General features: G+C 69.4%; 26 protein-coding genes. 16 read left to right on the forward strand and 10 right to left on the reverse strand.

Annotation, left to right across the window (positions count from 1 at the left end; genetic code table 11):
• The 5 genes from PGN37_RS24815 to PGN37_RS24835 form a co-directional block, all read left to right on the forward strand.
• Nucleotides 1-1,349: DUF7847 domain-containing protein (locus tag PGN37_RS24815; RefSeq protein ID WP_335333639.1), on the forward strand; the 1,349-nt coding region annotated here is incomplete at its 5' end.
• 1 nt (nucleotide 1,350) lies between these two features.
• On the forward strand, nucleotides 1,351-2,004 hold the full coding sequence (locus tag PGN37_RS24820) for a DUF4129 domain-containing protein (RefSeq protein ID WP_335333640.1): 654 nt from the start codon (nucleotides 1,351-1,353) through the stop codon (nucleotides 2,002-2,004).
• A complete protein-coding gene (locus tag PGN37_RS24825; RefSeq protein ID WP_335333641.1) occupies nucleotides 2,001-3,140 on the forward strand; it encodes a DUF4350 domain-containing protein in 1,140 nt (379 codons plus the stop codon). The genes PGN37_RS24820 and PGN37_RS24825 overlap by 4 nt, the downstream gene beginning before the upstream one ends.
• Nucleotides 3,141-3,190: 50 nt before the next feature.
• Nucleotides 3,191-4,114, forward strand: a complete 924-nt coding sequence (locus tag PGN37_RS24830; RefSeq protein WP_335333682.1) for an AAA family ATPase — start codon at nucleotides 3,191-3,193, stop codon at nucleotides 4,112-4,114.
• The gene (locus PGN37_RS24835) at nucleotides 4,111-5,433 is read left to right on the forward strand and encodes a DUF58 domain-containing protein (protein ID WP_335333642.1); all 1,323 of its coding nucleotides are present in this window, start codon (nucleotides 4,111-4,113) and stop codon (nucleotides 5,431-5,433) included. The genes PGN37_RS24830 and PGN37_RS24835 overlap by 4 nt, the downstream gene beginning before the upstream one ends.
• A 4-nt stretch (nucleotides 5,434-5,437) precedes the next feature.
• On the opposite strand, the gene PGN37_RS24840 is transcribed toward PGN37_RS24835, so the two are convergent.
• On the reverse strand, nucleotides 5,438-6,430 hold the full coding sequence (locus PGN37_RS24840) for a stage II sporulation protein M (RefSeq protein WP_335333643.1): 993 nt from the start codon (nucleotides 6,428-6,430) through the stop codon (nucleotides 5,438-5,440).
• Between the two features lie 26 nt (nucleotides 6,431-6,456).
• On the opposite strand from PGN37_RS24840, the gene PGN37_RS24845 reads away from it, so the two are divergent.
• Entirely contained in the window at nucleotides 6,457-7,218 is a 762-nt protein-coding gene (locus PGN37_RS24845) for an RDD family protein (RefSeq protein ID WP_335333644.1), read from the forward strand.
• Here PGN37_RS24845 and PGN37_RS24850 read toward each other — a convergent pair.
• A complete protein-coding gene (locus PGN37_RS24850; RefSeq protein ID WP_335333645.1) occupies nucleotides 7,212-7,682 on the reverse strand; it encodes an anthrone oxygenase family protein in 471 nt (156 codons plus the stop codon). The genes PGN37_RS24845 and PGN37_RS24850 overlap by 7 nt on opposite strands.
• A gap of 80 nt (nucleotides 7,683-7,762) precedes the next feature.
• Here PGN37_RS24850 and PGN37_RS24855 point away from each other — a divergent pair, with 80 nt between their 5' ends.
• Nucleotides 7,763-8,683, forward strand: coding sequence for an AraC family transcriptional regulator (locus tag PGN37_RS24855; protein ID WP_335333646.1), 921 nt, complete (start codon nucleotides 7,763-7,765; stop codon nucleotides 8,681-8,683).
• On the opposite strand, the gene PGN37_RS24860 is transcribed toward PGN37_RS24855, so the two are convergent.
• Entirely contained in the window at nucleotides 8,684-10,009 is a 1,326-nt protein-coding gene (locus PGN37_RS24860; RefSeq protein WP_335333647.1) for a carotenoid oxygenase family protein, read from the reverse strand.
• 117 nt (nucleotides 10,010-10,126) lie between these two features.
• Here PGN37_RS24860 and PGN37_RS24865 point away from each other — a divergent pair, with 117 nt between their 5' ends.
• The 3 genes from PGN37_RS24865 (at nucleotide 10,127) to PGN37_RS24875 (ending at nucleotide 13,476) form a co-directional block, all read left to right on the forward strand.
• Nucleotides 10,127-10,855 carry a PadR family transcriptional regulator gene (locus PGN37_RS24865; protein WP_335333648.1) on the forward strand — a complete coding sequence of 243 codons (729 nt, stop codon included), beginning with the start codon at nucleotides 10,127-10,129 and terminating at the stop codon, nucleotides 10,853-10,855.
• Between the two features lie 71 nt (nucleotides 10,856-10,926).
• A complete protein-coding gene (locus tag PGN37_RS24870; RefSeq protein ID WP_335333649.1) occupies nucleotides 10,927-11,799 on the forward strand; it encodes an oxidoreductase in 873 nt (290 codons plus the stop codon).
• A 54-nt stretch (nucleotides 11,800-11,853) separates the two neighbouring features.
• Nucleotides 11,854-13,476, forward strand: coding sequence for a peptide chain release factor 3 (locus tag PGN37_RS24875; protein ID WP_335333650.1), 1,623 nt, complete (start codon nucleotides 11,854-11,856; stop codon nucleotides 13,474-13,476).
• Nucleotides 13,477-13,483: 7 nt separating this feature from the next.
• Here the strand turns inward: PGN37_RS24875 and glpK are convergent, their stop codons facing one another.
• On the reverse strand, nucleotides 13,484-15,016 hold the full coding sequence (gene glpK / locus PGN37_RS24880; protein WP_335333651.1) for a glycerol kinase GlpK: 1,533 nt from the start codon (nucleotides 15,014-15,016) through the stop codon (nucleotides 13,484-13,486).
• Nucleotides 15,017-15,100: 84 nt separating this feature from the next.
• Here glpK and PGN37_RS24885 point away from each other — a divergent pair, with 84 nt between their 5' ends.
• From PGN37_RS24885 to PGN37_RS24900, 4 genes are read left to right on the forward strand one after another with little or no spacing between them, the layout of a single operon-like run.
• On the forward strand, nucleotides 15,101-15,463 hold the full coding sequence (locus PGN37_RS24885; protein ID WP_335333652.1) for a hypothetical protein: 363 nt from the start codon (nucleotides 15,101-15,103) through the stop codon (nucleotides 15,461-15,463).
• A gap of 32 nt (nucleotides 15,464-15,495) precedes the next feature.
• A complete protein-coding gene (locus PGN37_RS24890) occupies nucleotides 15,496-16,227 on the forward strand; it encodes a class I SAM-dependent methyltransferase (RefSeq protein WP_335333653.1) in 732 nt (243 codons plus the stop codon).
• A 48-nt stretch (nucleotides 16,228-16,275) separates the two neighbouring features.
• Complete coding sequence (locus tag PGN37_RS24895; protein WP_442933017.1) at nucleotides 16,276-17,763, forward strand: glutamate--cysteine ligase; 1,488 nt, start codon at nucleotides 16,276-16,278, stop codon at nucleotides 17,761-17,763.
• The gene (locus tag PGN37_RS24900; protein WP_335333655.1) at nucleotides 17,760-18,164 is read left to right on the forward strand and encodes a hypothetical protein; all 405 of its coding nucleotides are present in this window, start codon (nucleotides 17,760-17,762) and stop codon (nucleotides 18,162-18,164) included. Before PGN37_RS24895 ends, PGN37_RS24900 begins: the two co-directional genes overlap by 4 nt.
• Nucleotides 18,165-18,170: 6 nt before the next feature.
• Here the strand turns inward: PGN37_RS24900 and PGN37_RS24905 are convergent, their stop codons facing one another.
• On the reverse strand, nucleotides 18,171-19,103 hold the full coding sequence (locus PGN37_RS24905) for an alpha/beta hydrolase (protein WP_335333656.1): 933 nt from the start codon (nucleotides 19,101-19,103) through the stop codon (nucleotides 18,171-18,173).
• A gap of 87 nt (nucleotides 19,104-19,190) precedes the next feature.
• Between PGN37_RS24905 and PGN37_RS24910 the strand changes: the two genes are divergently transcribed.
• Nucleotides 19,191-19,862: a class I SAM-dependent methyltransferase gene (locus tag PGN37_RS24910; protein WP_335333657.1), complete on the forward strand. Its 672-nt coding sequence runs from the start codon at nucleotides 19,191-19,193 to the stop codon at nucleotides 19,860-19,862.
• 19 nt (nucleotides 19,863-19,881) lie between these two features.
• Here the strand turns inward: PGN37_RS24910 and mftD are convergent, their stop codons facing one another.
• The gene (gene mftD, locus PGN37_RS24915) at nucleotides 19,882-21,048 is read right to left on the reverse strand and encodes a pre-mycofactocin synthase MftD (protein ID WP_335333658.1); all 1,167 of its coding nucleotides are present in this window, start codon (nucleotides 21,046-21,048) and stop codon (nucleotides 19,882-19,884) included.
• A gap of 156 nt (nucleotides 21,049-21,204) precedes the next feature.
• On the opposite strand from mftD, the gene mftM reads away from it, so the two are divergent.
• Nucleotides 21,205-22,077: a mycofactocin oligosaccharide methyltransferase MftM gene (gene mftM, locus PGN37_RS24920; RefSeq protein WP_335333659.1), complete on the forward strand. Its 873-nt coding sequence runs from the start codon at nucleotides 21,205-21,207 to the stop codon at nucleotides 22,075-22,077.
• Here mftM and PGN37_RS24925 read toward each other — a convergent pair.
• Genes PGN37_RS24925 through PGN37_RS24940 form a run of 4 tightly spaced genes read right to left on the reverse strand, consistent with a single transcriptional unit; the run spans nucleotide 22,074 to nucleotide 26,822 of the window.
• Entirely contained in the window at nucleotides 22,074-22,712 is a 639-nt protein-coding gene (locus PGN37_RS24925; protein WP_335333660.1) for a MadR family response regulator transcription factor, read from the reverse strand. The two genes, mftM and PGN37_RS24925, sit on opposite strands and share 4 nt — an antisense overlap.
• Nucleotides 22,709-24,058, reverse strand: a complete 1,350-nt coding sequence (locus PGN37_RS24930) for a MadS family sensor histidine kinase (RefSeq protein WP_335333661.1) — start codon at nucleotides 24,056-24,058, stop codon at nucleotides 22,709-22,711. The genes PGN37_RS24925 and PGN37_RS24930 overlap by 4 nt, the downstream gene beginning before the upstream one ends.
• 1 nt (nucleotide 24,059) lies before the next feature.
• On the reverse strand, nucleotides 24,060-25,271 hold the full coding sequence (locus PGN37_RS24935) for an iron-containing alcohol dehydrogenase (protein WP_442933018.1): 1,212 nt from the start codon (nucleotides 25,269-25,271) through the stop codon (nucleotides 24,060-24,062).
• 27 nt (nucleotides 25,272-25,298) lie between these two features.
• Nucleotides 25,299-26,822 (reverse strand): VWA domain-containing protein, encoded by a 1,524-nt coding sequence (locus PGN37_RS24940; protein WP_335333663.1) that lies wholly within the window; start codon nucleotides 26,820-26,822, stop codon nucleotides 25,299-25,301.
• Nucleotide 26,823: the final 1 nt, after the last annotated feature.

A 26,823-nucleotide genomic window follows, 5' to 3' on the forward strand; every position in this document is an offset into this window, starting at 1 on the left:
GGTCCACTCTGCTCAGTCATCAGGGTGTAGCCGAATCGGGTCATGCGGGCCGGATACCCGGGACGCCCCTGCCGAAACGGCCCGCCCCGGTGGGGGCCGCGTCGACAAGAGTCGACGCGCTCGACAAGATGGTGATCATGACCCACGACGCCGGTGGATACGGACCGGCCCCCGGCTGGGGCCCTCCCACCGGCCCGCCTCCTGGCTACGGACCACCCCCCGGGTTCGGTCCTCCCCCGGGCTACGGCCCACCTCCCGGCTACGGCCCACCCCCGGGATACGGGCCCCCACCTGGCTACGGACCGCCCCCCGGGTACGGCCCTCCCCCCGGTTTCGGGCCCCCGGGCTACGGTCACCCGCCGGTCCTGCGGCCTGGCATCGTGCCCCTGCGCCCGTTGTCGCTGTCGGACATGTTCAACGGCGCGTTCGCCTACATGAGGGCAAACCCCAAGGCCACCCTCGGGTTGACGACGATCGTCGTGGTCGCGGCGCAGGTGCTGGCCCTCATCCTGTCGCTGTGGCCGCTGGCGCTGAGCGGCGACGTGGACCAGGCGATCGACAGCGCCGCGACCGGCGCCACCATGTTCGAGACCGGCGCCGGCATCGCGTCGCTGCTGTCCAGCCTCACCGCGGGAATCGCCACCGCGCTGTCGACGATCCTGCTCAGCGGGCTGCTGACCGTCGTCATCGGACGCGCGATCTTCGGCGCCGGCATCACGATCGCCGAAGCATGGCAGCGGCTGAAGCCGCGCCTGTGGGCCTTGCTGGGCTTCACTGTCCTCGAAGCGATCGCCGCGATCGTGTTGATCGGTGTCGTCGTGGCGATCGTCGCCGTGGTCGCGGCACTGGGCAACGGATGGGCGGCCTTCGCGATCGCCGTACCGCTGGGACTGGGACTCATCGCCGCGCTGCTCTACGGCGCAACGGTGCTGGCCTTCACCCCGGCCGCGATCGTGCTGGAGCGCCGCGACATCGTGTCGTCCGTGCGCCGCTCCTTCCAACTGGTCCGCGGCGACTTCTGGCGCGTGCTGGGTATCCGGCTGCTCGCGATGCTCGTCGCCCAGCTGGTCGCCGGCGCCGTCGCGATCCCGTTCAGCTTCGGCGGACAGGTCCTACTGACCACCGGGGGCAGCGTGTCCGCCGCAATGGTCGCACTGGTCGTCATCGCCGTCGGCGGTGCGATCGGCCAGATCATCACAGGCCCGTTCAACGCGGGAATCGTGGTGCTGCAGTACACCGATCGCCGCATCCGTGCCGAAGCATTCGATCTGGTGCTGCAGACCGGCGCCGTGCAGACGCCGACCGCGCCGCACTCCACCGATGACCTGTGGCTGACCGGCCGGCGGTGACGTGGCGCCGATCGACATCGACCGCGACGCAGCCCGGGATGCGGCACAGAACGAACTGTCCAAGGCCATCTATCCGCGGCCGTCGCTGACCGACCAGTTCCTCGCCTGGCTCGACCGTCTCCTCTACCGCATCACCGCCGACGCGGCGTCGCTGCCGGGCGGCTGGGTCACCGTCACCGTGCTGGTGGTGCTCGCCATCGCGGTCGTCCTGATCGTCGTTCGGATCGCACGACGAGCCATGCGCAGCAGCAGAACTGGATCGGTCGACGAGCTGTTCGCCGGCCACCTCCTCAGCGCCGCCGAGCATCGGGCGGCCGCGCAACGCCATGCGGCGCAGGGGGACTGGACGCCGGCGATCCAGCACCGGCTGCGCGCCGTGGCCCGCCAACTCGAAGAAGACGAGGTGCTCGGCGCGGCGCCTGGCCGCACGGCGACCGAGCTGGCCGTTGACGCCGGCCGGACGATGCCCGAGCTCGCGTCTCACTTCGACTCTGCCGCAGCAGCGTTCAACGATGTCAGCTACGGCGGCGTGGACGGCACCGAAGAGCGGTACGAGATGGTGAGGGCCCTCGACGACGCCCTGGGCGGGCGAGCGCGGGCGGGTTCCGCCTCGGAAACCTCCTCGACTCAACTCCCGTGGGCCCCGGTGCGATGACCACCGCGATCGGCCCCACGTTGGGGCAGCGGTGGAAGACCTGGCGGTGGGTCCTGCTCGCGTTGGCCGCCATCGTCGCGATCGCGACGCTGAGCACCTGGCTCACCGCCCCCCGCCCCGGCGGGCCGCTGGAACCCGCGTCGACATCCCCCGACGGCACCCGCGCACTCGTCACCCTGTTGCGCGACAACGGAATCGACGTGGTTGTCGCCGACTCCGTCGCGGACGTCGAGCGCGCCGCCCGGCCGGACACCCTGCTGGTGGCCGGGCAGACCTTCTGGCTCTACGACGACGAGCAGCTACGACGGCTCGCGGCGCTGCCCGGCGACCGGTTGCTGCTCGCGCCGATCGGCAAGACGCGCGAGGCGCTGGCACCGGAACTGCGCAGCGGTGACGCCACCGAATTCGGCGGCCTGGCACCGGGATGCGATCTGCGGGAAGCGGAGCGGGCGGGGCCGGTGCAGTTCGGTGCCGCGGAAACATTCGAGGCGGCCGGCTCCGCCGCGGTGACCCGCTGTTACGGCGGTGTGCTGGCCCGCTACGACGACGGCGGCCGGACCGTCACCGTGGTGGGTGACTCCAGCTTCGTGACGAACTCCGCTCTGCCCGACGAGGGCAACGCCGCGTTGGCCATGAATCTGGCCGGCACCCGCAACACGGTGATCTGGTATGCGCCCCAACGCGGTGAGGGCGCCGGCGCGTCGGGCGACGCCAGCATCACGGACCTGATCCCCGACCAGGTCACCTGGGTGGTGATCCAGCTCGTGGTGGCCGTCGCAGTCGTGGCGCTGTGGCGGGGCCGACGGGTGGGGCCACTGGTCGCCGAGCCGTTGCCGGTGGTCGTGCGTGCCTCCGAGACGGTGGAGGGCCGCGGTCGGCTGTACCGGTCGCGGCGGGCACGTGATCGGGCCGCCGATGCGCTGCGCACCTCGGCACGTCAGCGTCTGATGCCCCGGCTGGGTCTGCGACCCGACGCCGCGCCGGCGACCGTCGTCGCAGCCGCCGCCCACCGCTGCGGCCAGGACCCGCACGCGGTCGCCCATATCCTGTACGGGCAGCCGCCGGAGAGCGACTCCGATCTCGTGGCCCTGGCCCGCGCACTCGACGACATCGAAAGGCAGGTCGCGCAGTCGTGACACAGCCCAGCACACCAGGTGACTCCGAGCAGGGGGCCCGCACCGCGCTGATGGCCCTGCGCGCCGAGATCGGCAAGGTCGTCGTCGGACAGGACGCGGTCGTCAGCGGCCTCGTCGTCGCGCTGCTGTGCCGCGGCCATGTCCTCCTCGAGGGCGTACCGGGCGTCGCGAAGACGCTGCTGGTGCGCACTCTCGCGGCGGCGTTGCAGCTGGAGTTCAAGCGGGTGCAGTTCACCCCGGACCTGATGCCCGGCGATGTCACCGGTTCGCTGGTGTATGACGCCCGCACCGCAGAGTTCACCTTCCGCGCCGGGCCGGTGTTCACGAATCTGCTTCTGGCCGATGAGATCAACCGCACGCCGCCCAAGACGCAGGCCGCTCTGCTGGAAGCCATGGAGGAGCGTCAGGTCAGCGTCGACGGCGATCCCCGGGCGCTGCCCGACCCGTTCATCGTCGCGGCCACCCAGAATCCGATCGAGTACGAGGGCACCTACCAACTGCCCGAGGCTCAGCTGGATCGCTTCTTGCTCAAGCTCGACATCCCGCTGCCACCACGCGATCAGGAGATCGCGATCCTCGACCGGCATGCTCGCGGTTTCGATCCGCGTGACCTGTCCGCGGTGCGGCCGGTGGCGGGGCCGGCCGAGCTGGCGGCCGGCCGCGAGGCGGTCCGGCGTGTGCTCGTCGCCGACGAAGTGCTCGGCTACATCGTCGACATCGTTGGCGCCACACGGCATTCCCCATCACTGAAGCTCGGGGTGTCTCCGCGTGGCGCGACGGCGCTGATGGCCACCTCGCGGTCCTGGGCGTGGCTCTCGGGCCGCAACTACGTCACCCCCGACGATGTGAAGGCGATGGCCCGGCCGACGCTGCGGCATCGGGTGGCGCTGCGCCCGGAGGCCGAGTTGGAGGGCGCGAGCACCGACGGCGTGCTCGACGGCATTCTCGCGGCCGTACCGGTGCCCCGCTGGTGATCCTGACCGGGCGCACGGGGCTGATCGCCGCGGTGTGCGCGGTACCGGTCGGGTTGTCCCCTGCTCCGGCAACGACATTCGTGGTCCTGCTGGCGCTGCTGGCCGTCGGAGTGCTCGTCGATGTGGTGCTGGCCGGCAGCCCGCGCGCGCTGGAGTTCACCCGCGGCGGGGCGCGATCGGCCCGGTTGGGCCAGCCGGTCGAGACGAGCCTGCACGTCGTCAATCGCGGTAGGTCGCGCTTCCGAGGGGTCGTCCGAGACGCCTGGGCGCCCAGCGCGGCTGCGACGCCGCGCACCCAGTCCGTCGATCTTGCTGTTGGGCAGCATGTTTCGGTGGTCACGACGCTGAATCCGATCCGGCGCGGTGATCAGGTGGCCGGCCCGGTGACCGCCCGGTCCGTCGGCCCGCTGGGTTTGGCGGGTCGGCAGGGTTCGCATCGCGTCGAGGGCGAGGTCCGCATCCTGCCGCCGTTCCTGTCGCGCAAGCATCTGCCGTCCCGGTTGGCGAGGCTTCGCGAACTCGACGGTGCGACACCGGCGTTGATTCGCGGTCAGGGCAGTGAGTTCGACTCGCTGCGGGAGTACGTGGTCGGCGACGACATCCGCTCGATCGACTGGCGGGCCACCGCTCGGCGCGCCGATGTGGTGGTGCGCACGTGGCGGCCCGAACGGGACCGGCGGGTGGTGATCGTGCTGGACACCGGGCGGACGTCGGCGGGACGGGTCGGCGTCGATCCCACGGCGGCCGAACCGGTCGGCTGGCCGCGGTTGGACTGGTCGATGGATGCCGCGCTGCTGCTGGCGGCGCTGGCAGCCCGTGCGGGCGATCATGTCGACTTCCTCGCACACGACCGAATCACCCGCGCGGCGGCGTTCAACGCGTCGCGCAGTGATCTACTGGCCCAGCTGGTCGAGGCGATGGCGCCGTTGGAGCCGGCACTGGTGGAGTCCGATGCGCGCGCGATGGTGGCGGCGGTGCTGCGGCGGGTGCGGCGCCGCGCGCTGGTGGTGCTGCTGACGGATCTGAACGCCACTGCGATCGACGAGGGCCTGATGGGTGTGCTCGGGCAGTTGACGGCCAAGCATCAGGTGCTGCTGGCCGCGGTGTCCGATCCGCGGGTCGACGCGCTCGCCGCCGGCCGGGCGGACGCGGTGCAGGTGTACGACGCCGCGGCGGCGGAGCGGGCCCGGGGTGAGCGGCGCGACATCGCATCGCGGTTGCGCAGCCGCGGCGTGGACGTCGTGGATGCCGCGCCGGAGGACCTGGCGCCGGAGCTGGCCGATCACTACCTGGCGATGAAGGCCACCGGCCGCCTGTAGGGGGTCAGCCCGTCGGGACGTAGTCGGGGGCGTCCTCGATGTCCCCGGTCTCGCCGTGGCGTACTGCGCGACGGCCGAAATACACCACGTAGCCGATGAAGCAGGCCTCGGCGGCCACGCCGATCGCGATCCTCACGAACGTCGGCAACCCCGACGGCGTCACGAAAGCCTCGATCAGCCCCGCGATCGCCAGCACGGCCACCAACCCCAGAGCCACCGAGATCACCGCCCGGCCCTGCTCGGCGAGCACCTGCCCCCGCGGCCGATCCCCCGGCGAGATCACCGACCAGCCCAGCCGCATTCCCGCGGCCGCCGCCAGGAACACCGCGGTCAACTCGATCAGCCCGTGCGGACTGATCAGCCCGAGGAAGATGTCGCCGCGGCCGGCGCCGAACATGACGCCCGCGAGCACCCCGAAGTTGAGCGCATTCTGGAACAGGATGTACGGAATCGGGATTCCGAGCAGGATCGCCGCCACCACGCACTGCGCGGCGATCCACGCGTTGTTCGTCCAGACGCTGAACGCGAAGGACGCCGCGGGGTGCTCGCTGTAGTAGGCGGCGAACTCCGTGTTGACCAGCTGGTCGATCTCACTCGGCGTGCCGATGGTCGCCTGCACCTCGGGGGTGCCGGCCACCCACACCGCCAACGCCACCGACACGACGAAGAACGCGACCGCGGTACCCGCCCACCACCGCCAGGTCCGGTACGCGACGACGGGGAAGGACACCGTCCAGAACCGGACGAACTCCCGCCACAGCGGGGCGTGCGCGCCGGTGACCACCGACCGTGCCCGCGCCACCAGGCTGGAGAGCTTGCCGACGAGAACCGCATCGGCCGACGACGACCGCACCATCGACAGGTGGGTCGACACCCGCTGGTAGAGCTCCACCAGTTCGTCGGCTTCGGCGCCGGTGAGCCGCCTGCGTCGCTTCACCAGATGGTCGAGACGATCCCACGCCGGCCGGTGCGCCAGCACGAACGCGTCGACATCCACGCGATCGACTTTAGTAGCGTGGCGTCATGGCCAGCCCGCAGCAACCGGTGGTGACCGGTGACGCGGTCGTTCTCGACATCCAGATCGCCCAGTTGCCGGTGCGCGTCGTGTCGACGGTGATCGACGTCGTGGTCGTGGTGATCGCCTACGTCCTGGGTGTGCTGCTGTGGGCACTGACGCTCTCGCAGTGGGATTCGGCCCTCTCGGATGCGGTGCTCATCGTGTTCACGGTGCTCGCCCTGGTCGGGTATCCGCTGATCTTCGAAACCGCCACCCGGGGTAGGTCGCTCGGCAAGATGGCAATGGGTCTTCGTGTGGTGTCCGATGACGGCAGTCCAGAACGGTTCCGGCAGGCCCTCTTTCGCGCGCTGTCTGGCGTGCTGGAGATCTGGATGCTGACCGGCGGGCCCGCCGTCATCTGCAGTCTGGTCTCACCACAGGGCAAACGGATCGGCGACATCTTCGCCGGCACGGTCGTGATCACCGAACGCGGGCCGCGGATGGCGCCGCCTCCGATGATGCCGCCGCAGCTCGCCCCCTGGGCGGCAGCGCTTGAGCTGTCAGCCCTGCGGCCCGACACCGTCGAGCTGGCACGGCAGTACCTGAGCCGGGCACACCAGCTCGATCCCCGGGTGCGCGACGAGATGGCAGGCCGCATCACCGGTGAGGTGGTCGCGCAGATCACTCCGCCTCCTCCGCCGGGCACTCCGGCCGGCCAGGTGCTCGCCGCGGTGCTCGCCGAGCGTCACCGCCGGGCCGTGCAGCGCTTGCAGCCGCCCGCTTACTGACCAACAACGCCGATCATCGTCAGCGCCGCGGCCACCAGGCTGGTGACCGTCCGCACGTGGTTCCACGAGGTCCAGCTCGCGAGGTAGGCCTGCCAGACGTCCGGCGTGGCGGCGGCTGCGTCGAGCCCGTCGTTCAACGGCACGTTGGCCACCACGGTGACAACCGCGCCCGCCACCCCGAGCACGGCGCCGGCGACGAGCCATCCCCGTCCGGGCGGCGAGGCGACCACCGCCATCACCCCCATCGCGACGGCCAGCAGCGCGGCGCCGAAATACGCGAGTAAGAAGACCCCGTTGGTTTGCGCCGTGGCATTGATTCCGCGCATCGCCGCGATGGCGGTCTGCGGGCCGGACCGGTCGAGGCCGGCCATCACGAAGGTCGAGAAGACGAACATCATGCCGCCCGCGGCGGCGCTGGCCACCGCGGAGGCGGACGAGACGACGGTCAGGGCGCTGCTGGTCATGGCCCCAGTCCACACGTCCGGTTGAAGACGATCCATAGCTGAAACACGCGCGGACATCATCGAGCGTCTACGCTGCGGCCATGGATGCTCTCGCCGGCCTGCTCGACGGCATCCGCGCCCGCGGTGCGTTCGTCCTTCGGATGCGGCTGGACCCGCCCTGGTCGATGCGCGTGTGCGACGAGGCGCCGTTGACCGTCATCTGCCAGACGCACGGGGCTGCCGTCATCGTCCCCGTCGACGGGCAGCCGATCGAGCTGGCGGCCGGCCAGCTCGCGCTCACCCGCGGCACTGAGCCCTACGTGTTCGCCGACGACGCCGGCACTCCGCCGATGATCGTGATCCATCCCGGTCAGCGCTGCACGACGGTGTCCGGGGACGATCTGCGTTTCGAGATGGCCCTGGGCGTGCGCACGTGGGGCAACAGCAGCACCGGCTCCTGCCGATCGGTGATCGGCGCCTACGAGGGGTACAGCACGGTCGGCGCCCGGCTGCTCGACGCGCTCCCCGCGGTGGCCGTGATGCCGGCCGACGCGTCGCTGGTCGCGTTGCTGTCCGAGGAGGCCGGGCGCGACGGTCCCGGCCAGGAGTCGTACCTGGACCGGCTGCTGGATCTGCTGCTGATCACCGCGATCCGCAGCTGGTTCGACACCGACGGTGCCGCCCCGACGTGGTGGCGCGCCGAGCACGACGGGCTGATCGGGCCCGCGCTGAAACTGATGTACCGCAACCCTTCTCATCCGTGGACGGTCGAGCTGCTGGCCGCCGCGGTCGGGTGTTCGCGGGCCGCGTTCGCCCGTCGGTTCACCGATCTGGTCGGCGAGCCGCCGATCGCCTTCCTGACCGGGTGGCGGCTCGCGCTGGCCGCCGATCTGCTGCGCTCCGGCGCCACGGTGGCGGCGGTGGCCCGCCAGGTGGGGTACGGCAGCCCGTTCGCGCTCAGCACGGCGTTCAAGCGGACGTACGGCATCAGCCCGCACGCGCACCGGAGCGCGACCGCGTGATCAGTCGGGAATCCAGTTGCCGTGGAATCCGTAGGGAACACGTTGCGGGAGAGCGATTCTGGCGACGGGTGGGCCGGTGAAGTCGGCTGCGTCGATGATCACGAGATCGCTGCCGTCGCGCGCAGGGTCGTAGACGTAGGCGAGGTACCAGCCGCTGCTCTCGTCGGCGGGACCGTCGGCGGGTACGAACACCGCTTCACCGGGGCCGCCGGGTGAGGTCGCCGTGCCGAAGCGGTGTTCCTGCGCGGCGCCGGAAACGAGGTCGTGACGGATCAGGCTCGAGCCGGCGACCGACACCGAGTACCGGGCCGGCAGCGTCGCCAGGCGATCGTCGATCCTCGGGAACTCCACCTCCCTGTCGTCGAGCTGCGCTTCGGTGACGGCCCCTCTCCGCATGTCGATCGTCCATGTCCACATCACGGCCTTCGGTCCGAAATCGCTGTCCTCGCGCCACAGTTCGGGATAGCGCACCGCCTGCAGGACCAAGCCGTCGTCGGTGTCGTGGGCGTTGACGACGTGGAACACGTAGCACGGGTCGATGTCGAACCATCGCACCTCGCCGAACGGATCCGCACGGCGCAGCACCCCCAACCGGGCTCCGTAGCCGTCGTCCCATCGGAACGGCATGCTGCCACGCATCGCGGCCTCGAGATTGAAGACCACGGGAAGGTCCATGAACACAACATGATTCGCGGTCAGCGCGAAGTCGTGCATCATCGTCATCGCGGGTACGTCGACGGGGCGGTTGATAACCAGCTCACCGGAGGCGTCGGCGCGGTGATAGGTCACGTTGGGGCCGAGCAGGTTTCCGTATCCGAAGAAGTGCAGTTCGCCGGTGGTCGGGCAGATCTTGGGGTGAGCGGTCATCGCGTCGACGAGCTTGCCGCCGAAGTCGTAGGCACCGATGGTCTCCAGCTCGGTGCTGATCTCGTACGGCAGTGAGGATTCCACGAGTGCCAGGGTTCTTCCGGCGTGGTTGACGATGTGGGTGTTCGCGACGCTGGAGCGCAGGTTGCGAGTGCCGTCATTGTTGTACACACCGAATGGCTCGTCGAAGCTGTCGGTGCGCACCCACCGGTTGCGGTACCACGCTGCCCGCCCGCCCTCGATGCGTACGCCGTGGACCATTCCGTCCCCGGTGAACCAGTGCCCGCCGTCTGTCCGAGGGTTGGGGCCGTTGCGCAGGTACCACCCCGACAGGACGGCGGGAATCGCGCCGTCGACGGGCAGGTCGAACGCGGTGAGTTCGTCGGGCACGGGCGCGTAGTTGCCGATGCGGAACGGGTCGACAGGTGGGGACGCGGGCTCGGCGTCGGTGTCGGTCATCACACCAGCCTGGCACCCCGCCCGGAAATTGAACGTTGCATCACGATAGTTTTCGATATATCGTCAATGCATCGGAGCGCACCACAGCGCTTCTTCCCACAACGTAAGGACATGACCATGAACACCCCATTCACCCCACCTGAGCACGGCTTCGGATTCGGCTTTCCCGGCCAACCTGGGCACCCCGGCCAGCACGGCCCTCAGGACCGGCGCGCCCTGCACGAGCAGCGGCGTCATGCACGACGTGAATTCCGCGATGACCTGCGCGAGCACCGCGGCCAGGCCGGTTTCGGATTTGGCCCGTTCGCACCGGGCGGACCCGGCATTCCCGGGTTCGGACCCGGGTTCGGCCCCGGTCCGTTCGGCTTCGGTGCCGGCGGACGCGGCGGCGGACGGCGTGGCGGAGGCCGCGGCCGACGCGGCGACGTGCGCGCGGCGATTCTCGCCCTGCTGGCAGAGCGGCCGATGCACGGCTACGAGATGATCCAGGAGATCGATGCCCGCAGCCAGCAGCTGTGGAAGCCGAGCCCCGGCTCGGTGTATCCCACGCTGCAGCTGCTCGTCGACGAGGGCCTGCTGGTGGCCACCGAATCCGAGGGCAGCAAGAAACTGTTCGAGCTGACCGACGAGGGCCGCGCCGCCGCGGAGAAGATCGAGACCCCGCCGTGGGACGAGATCACCTCGGGCGCCGATCCCGCCGCGATGGGCCTGCGCACCGCCGTGGGCCAGCTGATGGGGGCGATCGCGCAGTCCGCGCACGCCGCCACCAGTGAGCAGCAGCAACGCATCGTCGAGATCGTCAACACCGCGCGACGCGAGATCTATCAGGTCCTCGGCGAGGACTGAGTAGCCGACCCGGCGCGGTTTCTTCTCCGATTCGGGGATGAAACCGCGCCGGTTCTGCGTCACTAGTGACCATGCAGACTTTCAGCCTGGCCAACCACGTCGTCGGACGCGTCGGATTCGGCGCGATGCAGCTGCCCGGACCGGGCGTGATGGGTCCGCCCCGCGACCACGACCAGGCCATCGCAGTTCTGAAGAGGGCGCTCGAGCTGGGTATCAACCACATCGACACCGCCCAGTTCTACGGGCCGAACGTCGCCAACGAGCTGATTCGCGAGGCGCTTCACCCCTACCCAGAGAACCTGGCCCTGGTCAGCAAGGTCGGCGCGCGCCGCGACGAGCAGGGCAATTGGAATCCCGCCCAGCAGCCCGACGAGCTGCGTGCCGACATCGAGCAGAATCTCGAGACGCTGGGCACGGACCGCATCGCCGCGGTCAACCTGCGTATCCACTCGGGTGACCCCAACAGCGTCGGGCCCGTCGACGCCGAGCTGTTCCCCCGCCAACTCGACGCGATGATCGCCGCCCGCGACGAGGGGCTGATCGAAGGCATCGGGTTGAGCAGCGCATCGGAGGAGCATCTGCGCATCGCGCTGGACAAGACCGAGATCGTCACGGTGCAGAACGCCTACAACCTGGTCGACCGCAGGTCCCAGTCGGTTCTGGAGCTGTGCGACGAACACGGCATCTCGTTCGTGCCGTTCTTCCCGCTGGGATCGGCGTTCGCGGCGGACAACCCGGTTCTGGGGCATCCCGCGGTGCGGGCCGAGGCGGAGAAGCTCGGGCGCACACCGGCGCAGATCGCGCTGGCCTGGACGCTGACGGTGGCACCGAACGTGCTGCTGATCCCGGGCACGTCATCGGTGGCGCACCTGGAGGAGAACACCGCGGTCGCCGAGATTGAGCTCGACGAGGAGACCAAGCAGGCCCTCGACGCAGCCGCCTAGCCGCGACCAGCGATTCTTCGTTTCGCCGCCGGCGGCAATACCATTGACGTCATCATGACGACAAGTACCGCCGGGTCCCGGCCCGATCAGTTGTCGGCCGAGGCGCAGCGCAGACGGACCTTCGCCGTCATCAGTCATCCCGACGCCGGCAAGTCCACTCTCACCGAGGCGTTGGTGCTGCACGCCAAGGCCATCACCGAGGCCGGCGCCATCCACGGCAAGGCGGGTCGCCGTTCCACCGTCTCGGACTGGATGGAGATGGAGAAGGCGCGCGGCATCTCGATCACGTCGACGGCGCTGCAGTTCCCGTACGTCACGAAGGTCGGCAACACCTGTGTGATCAATCTTCTCGACACCCCGGGTCACGCCGACTTCTCCGAGGACACCTACCGCGTGCTGACCGCGGTCGACTCGGCGGTCATGCTGATCGACGCGGCGAAGGGTCTGGAACCGCAGACTCTCAAGCTGTTTCAGGTGTGCCGGCATCGCCGCATCCCGATCATCACGGTGATCAACAAGTGGGACCGTCCGGGCCGCTACGCACTGGAACTGATCGACGAGATCCAGACGCGTATCGGGCTCAAACCGACGCCGCTGACGTGGCCGGTCGGTATCGCCGGCGATTTCAAGGGTGTGCTGGATCGGCGGACCGGAAAATACATACGCTTCACCCGCACCGCCGGTGGCGCCACCGCGGCCCCCGAGGAGCACATCGACCCCGACAAGGCGCACGACGCCGCGGGCGTCGACTGGGACACCGCGGTCGAGGAATCGGAGTTGCTCAGCGCCGACGACGGCGATTTCGATCCGGAGACGTTCCGTGACTGCACGTCGAGCCCGGTGCTGTTCACCTCCGCGGCGCTCAACTTCGGGGTGAACCAGCTGCTCGACGTGCTCGCCGAGCTGGCTCCGCCTCCGTCGGGCGCAGTCGACGCCGACGGCAACCGGCGCGAGGCGACGGCACCGTTCAGCGCGTTCGTGTTCAAGGTGCAGGCCGGCATGGACTCGGCGCACCGCGACCGGATCGCTTATGCGCGAGTGTGTTCGGGCACCTTCGAGCGCGGTGACGTGCTGACCCATGCGGCGACGGGCAAGCCGTTCGTGACCAAGTACGCGCAGACCGTGTTCGGTCAGCAGCGCTCCACGCTGGACACCGCGTGGCCTGGTGACGTCATCGGGTTGGCGAACGCACAAGCGCTGCGCCCGGGTGACACGTTGTATTCCGATGTGCCCGTGACGTATCCGCCGATTCCGAGCTTCTCGCCCGAGTACTTCGCGGTGGCGCGGGGCAAGGATCCGAGTAAGCACAAGCAGTTCCGCAAAGGCATCGAGCAGCTGGACCAGGAAGGCGTGGTGCAGGTGCTGCGCTCCGATCGGCGCGGTGAGCAGGCGCCGGTGCTGGCGGCGGTCGGGCCCATGCAGTTCGAGGTGGCCAGCCACCGGATGGCCGGTGAGTTCGGCGCCGCGATCACCTTGGAATCGTTGCCCTACACCGTCGCCCGGATCACCGACGCCGACGGCGCCGAGGTGCTGTCGAAGCTGGCCTCGGTCGAGGTGTTGACCCGCACCGACGGCGTGCTGCTTGCGGTGTTCTCGACGAAGTGGCGGCTGGAGAACGTGGCGCGGGAGAACCCGACGGTGATGCTGCGGTCGCTGGTCGCCGCCGGCGACAACTAGGCCCGGCTCAGTCGACGTCGACCCAGTCCAGCGTGCGGGACACCGCTTTCTGCCAGCCCGCGTATCCCTCGGCGCGCTGTTCCTCGGACCAGTCCGGCGACCAACGTTTGTCTTCTTGCCAATTCGCGCGCAGGTCGTCGGCGCCGTCCCAGAATCCGACGCCCAGACCGGCGGCGTAGGCCGCGCCCAGCGCGGTGGTCTCGGCGACCACCGGCTTGACGACGTCGACGCCGAGCACATCGGCCTGGATCTGCATGCACAGGTCGTTGGCGGTGATGCCGCCGTCGACCTTGAGCACCTCGAGGTGCACGCCGGAATCGGCCTCCATCGCGTCGACGACGTCGCGGCTCTGGTAGCAGATCGCCTCGAGCGTCGCGCGGGCCACGTGGGCGTTGGTGTTGTAGCGGGAGAGCCCGACGATGGCGCCGCGGGCATCCGAACGCCAGTACGGCGCAAAGAGACCCGAGAAAGCCGGGACGAAGTACACGCCGCCGTTGTCGGAGACCTGACGCGCGAGCGACTCGCTCTGCGACGCGCCACTGATGATGCCGAGCTGGTCGCGCAGCCACTGCACGGCCGAGCCGGTGACCGCGATCGAACCCTCCAGTGCGTACACGGGTTTCGCTGGACTCCCGTCTTTGGATGCGAACTGGTAGCAGACCGTGGTCAGCAGGCCGTTGTCGGAGCGCACGATCTTCTCGCCGGTGTTGAGAAGCAGGAAATTGCCTGTGCCGTAGGTGTTCTTGGCCTCGCCTTCGGAGAGACAGACCTGACCGACCATCGCCGCCTGCTGGTCACCCAGGATTCCGGTGATCGGGATCTCGCCGTCGGCCGGGCCGGTGTCCAGTGTCGTACCGAACGGTTCGGTGACCGATGACGGTCGGATCTCGGGCAGCATCTGACGCGGAATGTCGAAGAACGACAGCAATTCGTCGTCCCAGTCCAGGGTTTCCAGGTTCATCAGCATGGTGCGGCTGGCGTTGGTCACGTCGGTGACGTGCACGCCGCCGCGGTGCCCTCCGGTGAGGTTCCACAGCACCCACGTGTCGGTGGTGCCGAAGATCGCGTCGCCCTTCTCGGCGTCGGCGCGCACCCCGTCGACGTTGTCGAGAATCCACTGCACCTTGCCGCCGGCGAAGTAGGTGGCAGGCGGCAGTCCGGCCTTGCGGCGGATGATGTCGCCGCGCTCGTCGCGGTCCAGCGCCGAGGCGATGCGGTCGGTGCGGGTGTCCTGCCACACGATCGCGTTGTGGTACGGGCGTCCTGTTTTGCGGTTCCACACCAGCGACGTCTCGCGCTGATTGGTGATGCCGAGCGCTGCGAGATCGCCTGCGGCCAGATTCGTTTTGTTCAGCGCGGTCGTCAGCACCGAGCCGGTGCGCTCCCAGATCTCGACGGGGTTGTGCTCGACCCAGCCGGCGCGGGGCAGGATCTGCTCGTGTTCGAGTTGGTGGCGGCCCACCTCGGCGCCGTCGTGGTCGAAGATCATGCACCGCGTGCTGGTGGTGCCCTGGTCGATTGCAGCGACGAAGTCGGCCATCGGTCCATCATGAACTACGAGACCAGCTGATCGGCCGACCGCCCGGCCGGGTCGCGCTAGAGTGCGCGAAGGCGCGACGGAAAGGTGCCGCTCATCAACACTCGACGCTGCAGGCTCGCGGTGGCCGCCGCGTTCGTGGCCGCACCGCTTCTTCTCAGCGGACCCGCGCTCGCCCAGCCCGCTCCCCCACCCGCGGACCCGCGGGCCGGATGCGAGTCTCCCGACTTCGGCGGCGTCTTCGTCCCCGTCTCCGCCACCCGCGCCGAATGCCAGTACATCGTCGAGGGCAGCTTCTACTACGACGATTACGACAACGGCGTCTACACAGGCACGCTCGTGTACCGCGACGGCGCCAAGGTTCCGACGGAGCGTCCGCAGATCCCCCAGCTGTTCACCATGCCCGGCGGTGGCCTGCCGCCGATCGTGCCGTTCCAGGTGGGGCCCTGAACACCGTCACCGATGCGGCACAGCTCGCGGACATGCCTCGCGGCGGTCCGAAGGCCTCCTGCCTGGACCGTCTGCTGGAGACCGAACGCCAGGAGTACCTGGACCGCGACGACGTCGACCCGAAGGTCAAGCGCAGTGTGATCCGCGCGCTGAACTGGACCGGTGACGTGTTCGGCAACCACGACCGGTTCGCCACGCTGGCGCTCGAGCAGGTCGCCGACGTTCCCGATCCGCGGATTCTCGAGCTGGGTGCCGGTCACGGCGCACTGTCACGCCGGCTTCTCGAGTGGCATCCGTCGGCCCGCGTCACCGTCACCGACGTCGAACCCGAATCCGTGGCGGCCATCGCCGCCGAACTAGGGGACCATCCCCGCGCCACCGTGGCGCAGATGGACGCCACCTCGCTCGACCCCGCCGACGGCGAGTTCGACCTCGCGGTGTTCGCGCTGTCGTTCCACCATCTGCCCCCGGCGGCCGCGGCCAGGGTCCTCGCCGAGGGCACCCGGGTGGCCACCACGCTGCTGATCATCGATCTGCCCCGCCCTCCTGCGCTGCTGCATCTGGCCCGGCTGGCCACGATGCTGCCGCTGGCGCCGTTCCTGCCGTTCGCCCACGACGGCGTCATCAGCTCGCTGCGTGCCTACAGCCCGTCGGCGCTGCGCGCGCTGGCCCGCCACGCCGACCCCGCGATGCGGGTCGAGTTGCGCGGCGGGTGCCTCAGCCCGCAGGTGATGCTGGCGACGCGGGGACCCTCGGCAGGCTGAGCCCCTTACCGGCCAACTGTCCCGCCCGATCGCCGGCGATGGCGTTGAATGGCTGTCGTGGGCGAGGAACTGACGCAGACCGAGTTCACTCGCGAGCACCGCCGCGAGTACCGGCGCAAGGTGCAGCTATGCCTCGATGTGTTCGAGACGATGCTGGCGCAGTCCAGCTTCGACTTCGAGAAGCCGCTGACCGGCATGGAAATCGAGTGCAATCTGGTCGACAGTGACTATCAGCCGGCGATGAACAACTCCGAGGTGCTCGCGGCGATCGCCGATCCCGCCTATCAGACCGAGCTCGGCGCCTACAACATCGAGTTCAACGTGCCACCGCGACGGCTCCCCGGGCGGGCCGCGCTCGACCTGGAGGGCGAGGTGCGGGCCAGCCTGAACGCCGCGGAGGCCAAGGCCAACAGCGACGGTTCGCACATCGTGATGGTCGGCATCCTGCCGACGCTGATGCCCCAGCATCTGTCCGGGCACTGGATGAGTGAGTCGACCCGCTATCAGGCGCTCAACGACTCGATCTTCACCGCCCGCGGTGAGGACATCGACATCGACATCCACGGTCCCGAACGGCTGAGCCTGCAGACCGCCTCGATCGCGCCCGAATCTGCCTGCACCAGCATGCAATTGCACCTGCAGGTGTCACCGGGTGACTTCGCGAACAACTGGAACGCCGCCCAGGTGCTGGCCGGGCCGCAGCTCGCGCTGGGCGCCAACTCGCCGTATTTCTTCGGCCACCGGTTGTGGGCCGAAACGCGCATCGAGCTGTTCACCCAGGCCACCGACACCCGCCCCGACGAGTTGAAGACGCAGGGGGTGCGGCCGCGGGTGTGGTTCGGGGAACGCTGGATCACGTCGATCTTCGATCTGTTCGAGGAGAACGTGCGGTACTTCCCGTCGCTGCTGCCCGAACTGTCCGACGAGGATCCGGTCGCAGAACTCGCCGCCGGCAGGACACCGACGCTGTCGGAGCTGCGGCTGCACAACGGCACCATCTACCGCTGGAACCGGCCGGTGTACGACGTGGTGGCCGGCCGGCCGCACCTGCGGGTGGAGAACCGCGTTCTGCCGGCGGGACCGACGGTGGTCGACATGATGGCCAACGCGGCGTTCTACTACGGCGCGCTGCGGGCGCTGTCCGAGGAGGACCGCCCGCTGTGGACCAAGCTGAGTTTCGCGACGGCGCAGGCGAATTTCGAGGCGGCCGCCCAATACGGCCTCGACGCCCGCCTGTACTGGCCGGGTGCAGGCGAGGTCACCCCCGACGAGTTGGTCCTGCGGCACCTGCTGCCGTTGGCCGACGAGGGGCTGCGCCGCTGGGAGGTGGCCGCCGAGGTGCGCGACCGCTACCTCGGGGTGATCGAGGGCCGCGCGAAGTCGGGCCGCAACGGCGCGGTGTGGCAGACCGCCGCGGTGGCGGCGCTGCAGGGGCGGGGCATGAGCCGGCCGGCGGCGCTGGCCGAGATGCTGCGCCTGTACTGCGAACGGATGCACTCCAACGATCCGGTGCACACCTGGGAGGTGCCGACGTGAGAGGGTGCGTGATTGTCTGCGCCGCAACCACTCTGGCGTTGGCCACGGGAGGCACTGCCGCAGCGGAGCCCGTGCTCGTGCTGGCCGGCGGGCAGCAGGCGAGTGTGGCGGGTTCGGCGGTGACCGTCCGCTTCGACCGAGTGCTCGAGGACTCCCGCTGCCCCGCGCTGGTCGACTGCGTCTGGGCGGGGCAGGCGCGCATCGCACTCGTCGTCGAATCCGACGGCACGCCTCCGCAGACCGTCGAGCTGAGCACCTACCCCGCCTCGGATGCGACGGGGCCGACAGCTCGGGTGGGCGCACACGCTGTCACGTTGCGTGCGCTCGATCCCTATCCGCAGTCGCCACAGGATTCCATTGCGCTGCAGGACTACCGGGCCACGGTCGCCATCGACACGTGACGGGGCCTACGTGCCGGAGAGGAACTTGCGGTAGAAGTCGGCCAGTCGATCGACGGCCTGGTCGACGTACTGCGGGACGTCGTACATCTCGTAGTGGCCGGCACCCTCGACCACCATCAGGTCGACCGGATTGGGCGCCAGCTCCCAGAGTTTCATGCCCGCCTCGTATGACATGGTCACGCCCCGACGCCCGGCGACGATCACCTGGAGTGGCTGGGTCATCAGCTGGTCCACGAGGTGGAACGCATCGTAGCCGATCAGCAGCGAATCCCCCCGAGCCAGCCGCCGGTTGGTCGAACGCGGATGCCCGCCCCGCTCGGTCCGGTAGTACTCGACGGCCTGGGTGTTGTCGATGTCGGTGATGCCCGCGGCGACGGCGTCCTCGGCGGTGTCGGGTAGCCAGTTGAGGCGGTCGAGCCGGCCGGTCTGGACCTCGCGGGTGCGCTCTGCCGCAAGACGGTCGAGCGCCGCCGCGGGACCGTCGGGAGCGAAAGCTGCCGATCGCCAGCTCTCACCCATGTTGCCGGCGACCACGGTGCCGACGGCGCGGATGCGGTGGTCGGTGCGTGCTGTGTGCACGGCGTATCCGCCGCCCGCGCAGATTCCGAGCACCCCGATGCGATCGGCAGCGATACCGGGCTCGCGCTGGAGGGCATCGATGGCGAAGGAGATGTCTTCTCCGCGACGGTAGGGATCCTCCAGATCCCTCGGGGTGCCGCCACTGTCCCCCTGATAGGCGGGATCGAATACCAATGCAGCGATGCCCCGGTCAGCCAACCGGCGCGCATAGTTGGCGCCGATCTGCTCCTTGACGCTGCTGCCCGGTGTGGACAGCACCACCGCGGCGACGGGATCTCGGTCATCGGCATCGTCGGGCAGATGGAGCAGGCCTGCGAGGTCGAACGAGCCGCGGGGAATGGTCAGGGGCCTGATCGTCATGGTGCGTCCCTCCGTCGTGACACCGGTTTCCCACTTCAAGGCGCGAGCACGGTCGAAACTTCCCGGAGGGCGCGTACCTTGGCGCCCATGGCAGACCATCTGCAGGACATGGACTGGGACGGCACCTATCGAGGTGACACCCCCTATGGTGCGGAACCACCCTGGAACATCGGTGAGCCGCAGCCCGAGCTCGCGGCCCTGATCGACGCCGGCAGGGTGCGCAGCGAGGTGCTCGACGCCGGCTGCGGGCACGCCGAGCTGTCGCTGACGCTCGCGGCGCAGGGCTACACGGTGACGGGGATCGACCTGTCACCGACCGCGATCGCGGCAGCGACAGCGGCGGCTCGCGATCGCGAACTTTCCGGAGTGGAGTTCGTGGCCGACGACATCACGACGTTCGAGGGGTTCGACGGCCGATTCTCGACGGTGATGGACTCCACGCTGTTCCATTCGCTGCCCATCGACGGCCGCGACGGGTACGTGCAGGCGGTACACCGCGCCGCGGCACCGGGTGCGAGCTATTTCATCCTGGTGTTCGCCAAGGGTGCTTTCCCGCCGGACCTCGAGCAGAAGCCGAACGAGGTCACCGAGGACGAGTTGCGCGACGTCGTCGGCCGGTACTGGGAGATCGACGAGGTACGACCGGCGTTCATCCATGCGAACATGCCTGCCGAGATGCCCCTTCCCTCAGACGCCCGCGACGACAAGGGGCGGGCGAAGATGAGCGGGTTGCTCCTCACCGCCCACAAGTCGGGCTAGGCCCCCCACTAGATCCCCACTAGACCCCTAGGTCGCGCCGAAAACCGTCGGGCACAATGACACTGGCCGGATCGAGTTCCTGGATCGACGACAACCCGAGGCCCAGCAGCGCGGAATCGATACCGCCGCGCAGGATGTCGAGCACGTTCTCGACACCGGCCTGCCCGCCGGCGGCGAGCCCCCACAGGTAGGCGCGGCCGATCATCACGGCACGGGCACCGAGCGCGACGGCCTTGACGACGTCGGATCCGCGCCGGATGCCGCCGTCGAGCACGATCTCGATCTGGTCGCCGACGGCCTCGGAGATGGCCGGCAGCGCACGGACCGGGGCCGGCGTGCCGTCGAGGTTGTTGCCGCCGTGGTTGGAGACCGAGATCGCGGTGACGCCGGCGTCGACGGCCCGCCGGGCATCGTCGACGCGCATCACGCCCTTGAGCATGAACGGCCCGCCCCACTGCTCGCGCAGCCACGCGATGTCCTCCCAGCTCGGCAGCGGCGTGTGCATCCATTCGCCGTAGGCGCCGAAGAACGTCGGCGGGTCGCCACCGTCGGCGAGGTTGGGTGCGGTCAGGTCCGGAACCCGTCCCGTCTTCGCGAACTCGAGAAGCCATCGCGGCCTGCGGATCCCTTCGGGCGCGAAGCGCAGCATCGCCTTGAGATCCATCCGCTCCGGGATGGCCGGGCTCCCCCAGTCCCTACCGTTGGAGAACGACCAGTCGGTGGTGATGATGAGGCCCACCGCCCCGGCGCGGCGCGCTCGTTCCATGCGGGCGAGCAGCTTGTCCCGGCCACCGGTCCAGTACATCTGGAAGAACGTGGCCGGGTTGGCGAGCGTGACCTCCTCGATGGGCTTGCTCGCGAACGAGGACAGACCGATCGCGGTGCCGCGGGCGGCGGCTGCGCGCGCTACCGCGACCTCGCCGTCCGGGTGGACGGCCTGTACGCCCGTCGGGGAGATCAGCACGGGCAGCGAGATCGCCTGGCCCATCACCGTCGTCGCCATGTCACGCTTGCCGGACAAGCCGGCGACGTGGGGCGCGAAGCCCAGCTCGGCGAACGCCGCCGTGTTGTCCGACACCGTGAGGCCCTTCTCGGAGCCGGCGACCAGAGCGCTGTACACGCTGGGCGGCAATCGCTTTCGGGCTCGTCGTTGCGCATCGGCGACTGTCTCGAACCAGGCGGCCATGGTAACTCCTCAGTGTCTCGGTGCCGTCCACGCTAGAAGCCGCGCCCGAGCAGCAGAACTCGCCGATCGGGCAGTCCCCACCCACCCGGGCGGGCTGCACATCGCACCCGATCGGGGCACGCGAACACCCGCCACAGTCTCCTAGCGTCAACGAATATGCAAGCAGCTCAACTCGATCCGCTCGCACGGTCGCCTCGCGGTCTGTGGAGCGGCCACGGCATCCGGGTCAGTCGTCGGCGGGGGCCGCACCGGCCACACCGTGGCGCGGCGACAGTGTGCGCCGGCAGGTTCTGCGTGCAGCGGCGCGACGACCTGCTCAGCGTCGAGCACGACCTGAACCCTGCCGAGCTGTCCGACGCGCTGACCTCGCTGCTCACCGAGCACCTGGTCGACACCGAGGTGCTGCGGGGACAAGCGGAGTTCGAGCTGGTGTTCACCGGCGTGGTCCGCTCGACAGTGGACGGCAGCCTGGCTTCCTGGCTACGGTTCTACCGAAACTCGCTGACCGCCCTCGAACGCGGCGCCACCGCATTCGGGCCCATCCATGCCGAAGCGGCGGCACGCGTGCACGGCAGCCGGTTGCTCGATCTGGGTTCGTGCTTCGGCTTCTTCCCTCTCCGGATGGCGCGCCACATCGAGGTCACGGCAACAGATCTCAGTGCCTCGACGATGCGATTGCTCGCTACGGTGAGTCCCCGGTTGCAGCGCCCACTGACCACACTGGCCTGCGATGCGACGTCCGTGCCGCTGCCGTCGGGCAGCGCCGACACCGTCACCGCGCTGCACCTGATCGAACATCTACCCGATGAGGTGATGACGGCCGTCTGCGACGAAGCGCTGCGGCTGGCGCGCCGCCGTGTGGTGATCGCGGTTCCGTTCGAAGACGAGCCGCGAGAGTGCTACGGACATGTGCAGCGATTCGACCCGGCACGGATGCGGCGTCTGGGCGACACACTGACTGCCCGCCATCCGGGAGTCTCCGCGCACACCTTCGATTTCCACGGTGGCTGGCTGATCCTCGACCGCTAGATCAGGCCCCGCTTGCTCGCCGCGTACACCGCTTCGGCTCGCCTGCTCACCTCGAGCTTGCGCATGATGTTGCTGACGTGGAACTTCGCGGTGGTCGCAGAGATGTAGAGCTTCTCGCCGATCTTGTTGTTGGACAATCCCGCAGCCAGCAGTCGCAGCACCTCCACCTCGCGGTCGGTGAGCTGCGCCCTGGGCTCCCCACGTCCCGACATCGATCGGACCACGGCCGCGGCGCTACGCGAGTCGAACGCACTGTCCCCCGCCGAGATCGCGCGGATCGCGCGGACCAGCTCGGTGGTGTCGACGTCCTTGACGACGTAGCCGCGGGCACCGGCGTGCACTGCCCGCACCACCAGGTCCTCGTCGAGGAACGTCGTGAGGATCAGCAGGCCCAGGTTCGGATACGCAGCAGAGAGCTTGCCGCACAACGTCAGTCCCTCGAACTCCGAGCCTGCCGACAGCTTGAGATCCAGCAGGACGACGTCGGGCGAGGTGGCACGCACCACGGCTTCGGCCTCGGCCTCCGATGCGGCCTCGCCGACGACGACGAGGTCATCGGCGCGTTCGAGGACCGAGCGCAGACCCTGGCGCAGGATCGCGTGATCGTCGACGAGGACCAGCCTGATGGGTGTCATGGTGACCGGCTTTCTGCGAGATCAGCTGCGCGGCAGGGAATGCGGGCGACCACGCGGACTCCGCCGAGGCGCGAGCGGTAGACGTCGAAGCTGCCGCCGTGTCCGGTGGCACGTGCCCGCATGTTGGCCAGACCGCGGTGGCGGCCGTCGACGTCGGCGGCTTCGGCCATGCGCAGCATGAGCCGCATCTTGTCCGGATCGCCGGTGCCGTCGTCGGCGATCGAGAGCGAGACCGCATCCGCTCGATAGGTCAACCGCACGATGGCCCGCGTGGCCTGACCGTGCATCGCCGTGTTGAACAGCGCTTCCCCGGCGATCCGCAGCAGGTCGTGCTCGACATCGCCGGGCAGTTCGCTCGCGTGCCCGTCGACCCGCAACGTCACCCGAAGATCCTCCGGCATGTGCACGGTGGCGAGTTGGCCGAGCATCGCAGCCAGACCGGACCTGCGTGCGTCGGCGGGCTGGTTCAGCGCATAGATCGCCGAGCGCAACTGTTCGGTGGCCGACCGGGTGAGCTCCTTGGCCAGGTCCAGTCGCCCGGTGAGTTCGCCGCCCTGCTGGGCGATTTCGCTGCGGCACACCTCGATCTGCATGCCGGCCGACAGCACCGTCTGTGCGACGCTGTCGTGCAGCTCGCGCGCGATCCGGTGCCGTTCGGAGTTGAGCACCTGGTGGCGTTGGACGGCTCCGAGTTCCCGTTGGGTGGCCAGCAGCTCGGCGTTGCGAGCCTCCGACTGTGCCAGCAGCGACACCGATTTGGTGAACAGAGCCGAGTTCTGCAGGGCCACCGCGGTCTGGCCGGCCAGTATGCGCATCACCATAGCGTCGGTGCCGTCGAGGGTGCGGTGCGGCGGCGTCCATGCCGCGAACGCCCCGATCACCGTTCCGTCGAGCTCGATCGGGACGTGGGCGTGCTGCTTCTCCATCACCGGCAGCCGAAAGCCGGCGAGCTGTCCGCGCAGGATGTCGTTGAGCCGGTTGAGCACCGCGTCGGGCAGCGCGGCGCCCGGGTCGGCGGCGTCGCGGAGCCCCTCGAAGGCGTAGGCCACGCCTGCGGAATCCAGGATCAGATGTCGCACACTGGCTTCGGGCAGCGCGCCGTCGGCCAGCGCGAGCAACACCCAGTCGGCGTCGAGGGTCGCGCGCGCCGCCTCGGCCACGGCGCGGACGAGTTTCTCGGGACCGTCGATCGTCTGCACCAGGGCACGGGAGATGGTGTCCAGCGCCGCGATCACCCGATCCAAACGCGCTGCGGTGAGCCGCAATTCGGAGTAGAAGCGACCCTTACCCGAACGTAACCCGGTGAGCCTGGCCAGGTCTGGCGGGCCGGCGTCGGCGGCGGTCATCTCACATCGCCGCCTGGAACAGGGCGTGCATCTGGGCCACGTCGGCGGGCCGCGGATTGGTGCTCATGCACGCGTCGGACAGCGCGGTCGTGGCCAGGCGGGGCAGGTCCTCGGGCCGCACCCCCAGTTCGGCGAGCCCGCGGGGCACGCCGACGTCGCGGGCGAGCGCGTCGATGCGGTCGGCCAGCGCCAGTGCTGCTTCGGCGGCCGGCGTTGCCGGGTCGGCCACCCCGAGGAACGTCGCGATGGACTTGTACGGCTCGGGGTCGGCTTCGGCGTTGAACCGGATCACGTGGGGCAACAGGACGCCGTTGACGACGCCGTGCGGCAGGTCGAGCAGACCGCCCACCTGATGGCTCATCGCGTGCGTGGCGCCCAGGATCGCGTTGGTGAACGCCAGCCCGGCTTCCAGCGCGGCCTGGGCCATCAGCACCCGCGCCGGCATCTCGTCGGGCCTTTCCAGGGTGTCGGCCAGGTTGTCGGTCACCATCTGCACGGCGCGCAGCGCGTGGTGGTCGGTGAGCTGGTTATGGCCCAGCGAGACGTACGCCTCGATGCCGTGGGTGAGGGCGTCCAGCCCGGTAGCGGCGTTGAGCCAGTCCGGCATCGTCGTGAGCAGCCGCGGATCGATCACCGTGATGTCGGGGACGAGCGCCCTGCCGAGGATCGTGATCTTGGTGTTGCGGGTGGTGTCGGTGACGATGCAGAACTGCGAGACGTCGGCGCCGGTGCCGGAGGTGGACGGCACGACCACCAGCGGCGGGATCGGCATCTCGGCTTTGTCGACGCCTTCGTAGTCGAGGATGTCGCCACCGTTGGCCGCCAGGATCGCCACGCCCTTGGCGGCGTCGATCACCGATCCGCCGCCGACGGCCACCAGCACGTCGCAGCCGTGCTCGGCGTAGCGCTCGAAGCCCGCGGCGATCTCGTGGTCTTTCGGGTTGGGCGTCAGGTCGTGCCACAGCCGGGTCGTGATGCCCTGGTCGGCCAGGTGGCCGACCATCTCGTCAGCCCAGCCGGCCTCGATCAGACCGGGGTCGGTGACGAGCATCGGCCGCATCGCGCCGAGGCGCATCGCCGCGTGCGCCGCCTCGACCATCGACGACACCCCGAACACGATCTCCGGGGCGTGGAACTTCAGCAGCCGTGACTCCACCGCTGTGTGCGTGTGTCCTGTCGTCACTGCCTCGCCTCGCCAACCCCGGGCCGACATTCCGGGTTCCAGACTACGACCCACACCTCACCTGCCCACGGCTTCCGCCGCGAAGTCATGGGCGGCACTTTCCAGGCCCGACATGTCGGCCACCACCCGCACGCGGTCGCAGAACTCGCCGTAGCGGGGCAGATCGCAGCTGCCCAGACCCCAGGAGTAGCGCGGCTCGGGGGTGAGCCACACCGTTTCGCGGGCGCGGCGGGTGATCTCCTCGAACGCGGCGAGGTTGGGGTCGCGGCCATTCGTCCGTCCGTCGCCGAGCACCAGCACGGTCGTGCGCCGCGTCACCGCCGACGAGTGCTCGGCCAGGAACTCGCCGAACACACTGCCGTAGTCGGAGTTCGCGGCGGTGTCGACGACATCACCGCCGAAGATCTGGCCCAGCGCCCGGTCTCCGGCGTGGTCGCGGAACAGTTCGGTGGTCTCGGCGATGTCGGCGACGAAGACGAAGGAGCGGACCTGGGTGAAGAGGTCCTGCAGGCCGTGCACGAGGCTCAGGGTGAACCGGGACGTCGCCCGCACCGACAGGCTCACGTCGGCCAGCACGACCAGCCTGGGCCGGTCTTCGGCACGCCGCACGGTCACCGGCATGAAGGGCACCCCGTCGAAGCGCATGTTGCGGCGCATCGTCTGGCCGGAGTCGACGCGTCCCGCGACCGCGACGCGGCGCCGGTGGGTCAACGCACCGTGCAGGGTGCGGGCGAGTCGGCGCAGTGAGTCCTCGAGATCGGCGCGTTCAGTCTCGCCGATCCTCTCCACCTGGGCTTCTCGCCGCTCCCGCGTCTCGACGATCGCGGTCTCCAGCGCCAGCAGCGCCTCCAGGTGGCGCTTGAGCGCCTGCGGCAGGTTTTCCAACACACCGGCCAGCCGTCTGCGCAGCGCCGCGGCATCCGCTTCGTCACCGTCCTGCGAGCCGAATTCGCCGTCCAGCCAACCGAGTAGGGCCTCCTGCTCGGCGATGGTCAGCTCCGCGTCGACGGGGGTGCCCGCCGACGTCGACAGGTTCCCGACAGTCGGCGCACCGCTGAGTCGGTCGGTGGACAGCTGCACCCGGTAGGCGTCGTCGGCGCCGGTGCGAGTCTGGTCGCTGAACGCGATCTCGTCGGTCAGCGCGGCCAGGTCGATCTTGTTCGCCTCCTGGTGCAGGTTGTACCGCTGCGCGAGATCCTCCTGTTTGAAGTAGTCGCGGATGCTCGATGGCTTGCCGTGTTCGTGGCCCTGCTCCGGGGTGTCGCTGGGTTGCTCTGAGAGCGTGAAGGATTCGAGCTCTCCGGTGTCGACGAGGTCGTCGTGCGCGTGGGAGTGCCCGTGGCCGGCGGCATCGTCACCGACCCGCACGAGGCGAAAGAACGCGTCGAAGATCTCGTCGAAGATCGGCCCGTCGCGCTCGTCCTTGACCAGCGCAACGCGCAATGCGGTGCGCAGGACAGCCCGGGACGTCAACACACCGGGCTGCCCGGCGCACCGCATCGCGTCCAGCGCCTCGGGGATCGAGACCCGCACACCGCCGAGGCGGAGAAGCCGGACGAAGCGGTGCAGCGTGGCTTCCATG

Origin of the sequence: Mycobacterium kyogaense (assembly GCF_036946525.1) — a bacterium.
Classification (GTDB): Bacteria; Actinomycetota; Actinomycetes; order Mycobacteriales; family Mycobacteriaceae; genus Mycobacterium; species Mycobacterium kyogaense_A.

Bases quoted from the DNA above. Each gene is read 5' to 3' on its own strand.
- PGN37_RS24825 (WP_335333641.1), top strand. From the start codon at position 2,001: ATGACCACCGCGATCGGCCCCACGTTGGGGCAGCGGTGGAAGACCTGG.
- PGN37_RS24830 (WP_335333682.1), top strand. From the start codon at position 3,191: ATGGCCCTGCGCGCCGAGATCGGCAAGGTCGTCGTCGGACAGGACGCG.
- PGN37_RS24845 (WP_335333644.1), top strand. From the start codon at position 6,457: ATGGCCAGCCCGCAGCAACCGGTGGTGACCGGTGACGCGGTCGTTCTC.
- PGN37_RS24850 (WP_335333645.1), bottom strand. From the start codon at position 7,682: ATGACCAGCAGCGCCCTGACCGTCGTCTCGTCCGCCTCCGCGGTGGCC.
- PGN37_RS24855 (WP_335333646.1), top strand. From the start codon at position 7,763: ATGGATGCTCTCGCCGGCCTGCTCGACGGCATCCGCGCCCGCGGTGCG.
- PGN37_RS24860 (WP_335333647.1), bottom strand. From the start codon at position 10,009: ATGACCGACACCGACGCCGAGCCCGCGTCCCCACCTGTCGACCCGTTC.
- PGN37_RS24865 (WP_335333648.1), top strand. From the start codon at position 10,127: ATGAACACCCCATTCACCCCACCTGAGCACGGCTTCGGATTCGGCTTT.
- PGN37_RS24870 (WP_335333649.1), top strand. From the start codon at position 10,927: ATGCAGACTTTCAGCCTGGCCAACCACGTCGTCGGACGCGTCGGATTC.
- PGN37_RS24875 (WP_335333650.1), top strand. From the start codon at position 11,854: ATGACGACAAGTACCGCCGGGTCCCGGCCCGATCAGTTGTCGGCCGAG.
- glpK (WP_335333651.1), bottom strand. From the start codon at position 15,016: ATGGCCGACTTCGTCGCTGCAATCGACCAGGGCACCACCAGCACGCGG.
- PGN37_RS24890 (WP_335333653.1), top strand. From the start codon at position 15,496: ATGCCTCGCGGCGGTCCGAAGGCCTCCTGCCTGGACCGTCTGCTGGAG.
- PGN37_RS24895 (WP_442933017.1), top strand. From the start codon at position 16,276: ATGGCTGTCGTGGGCGAGGAACTGACGCAGACCGAGTTCACTCGCGAG.
- PGN37_RS24905 (WP_335333656.1), bottom strand. From the start codon at position 19,103: ATGACGATCAGGCCCCTGACCATTCCCCGCGGCTCGTTCGACCTCGCA.
- PGN37_RS24910 (WP_335333657.1), top strand. From the start codon at position 19,191: ATGGCAGACCATCTGCAGGACATGGACTGGGACGGCACCTATCGAGGT.
- mftD (WP_335333658.1), bottom strand. From the start codon at position 21,048: ATGGCCGCCTGGTTCGAGACAGTCGCCGATGCGCAACGACGAGCCCGA.
- mftM (WP_335333659.1), top strand. From the start codon at position 21,205: ATGCAAGCAGCTCAACTCGATCCGCTCGCACGGTCGCCTCGCGGTCTG.
- PGN37_RS24925 (WP_335333660.1), bottom strand. From the start codon at position 22,712: ATGACACCCATCAGGCTGGTCCTCGTCGACGATCACGCGATCCTGCGC.
- PGN37_RS24930 (WP_335333661.1), bottom strand. From the start codon at position 24,058: ATGACCGCCGCCGACGCCGGCCCGCCAGACCTGGCCAGGCTCACCGGG.
- PGN37_RS24935 (WP_442933018.1), bottom strand. From the start codon at position 25,271: ATGTCGGCCCGGGGTTGGCGAGGCGAGGCAGTGACGACAGGACACACG.
- PGN37_RS24940 (WP_335333663.1), bottom strand. From the start codon at position 26,822: ATGGAAGCCACGCTGCACCGCTTCGTCCGGCTTCTCCGCCTCGGCGGT.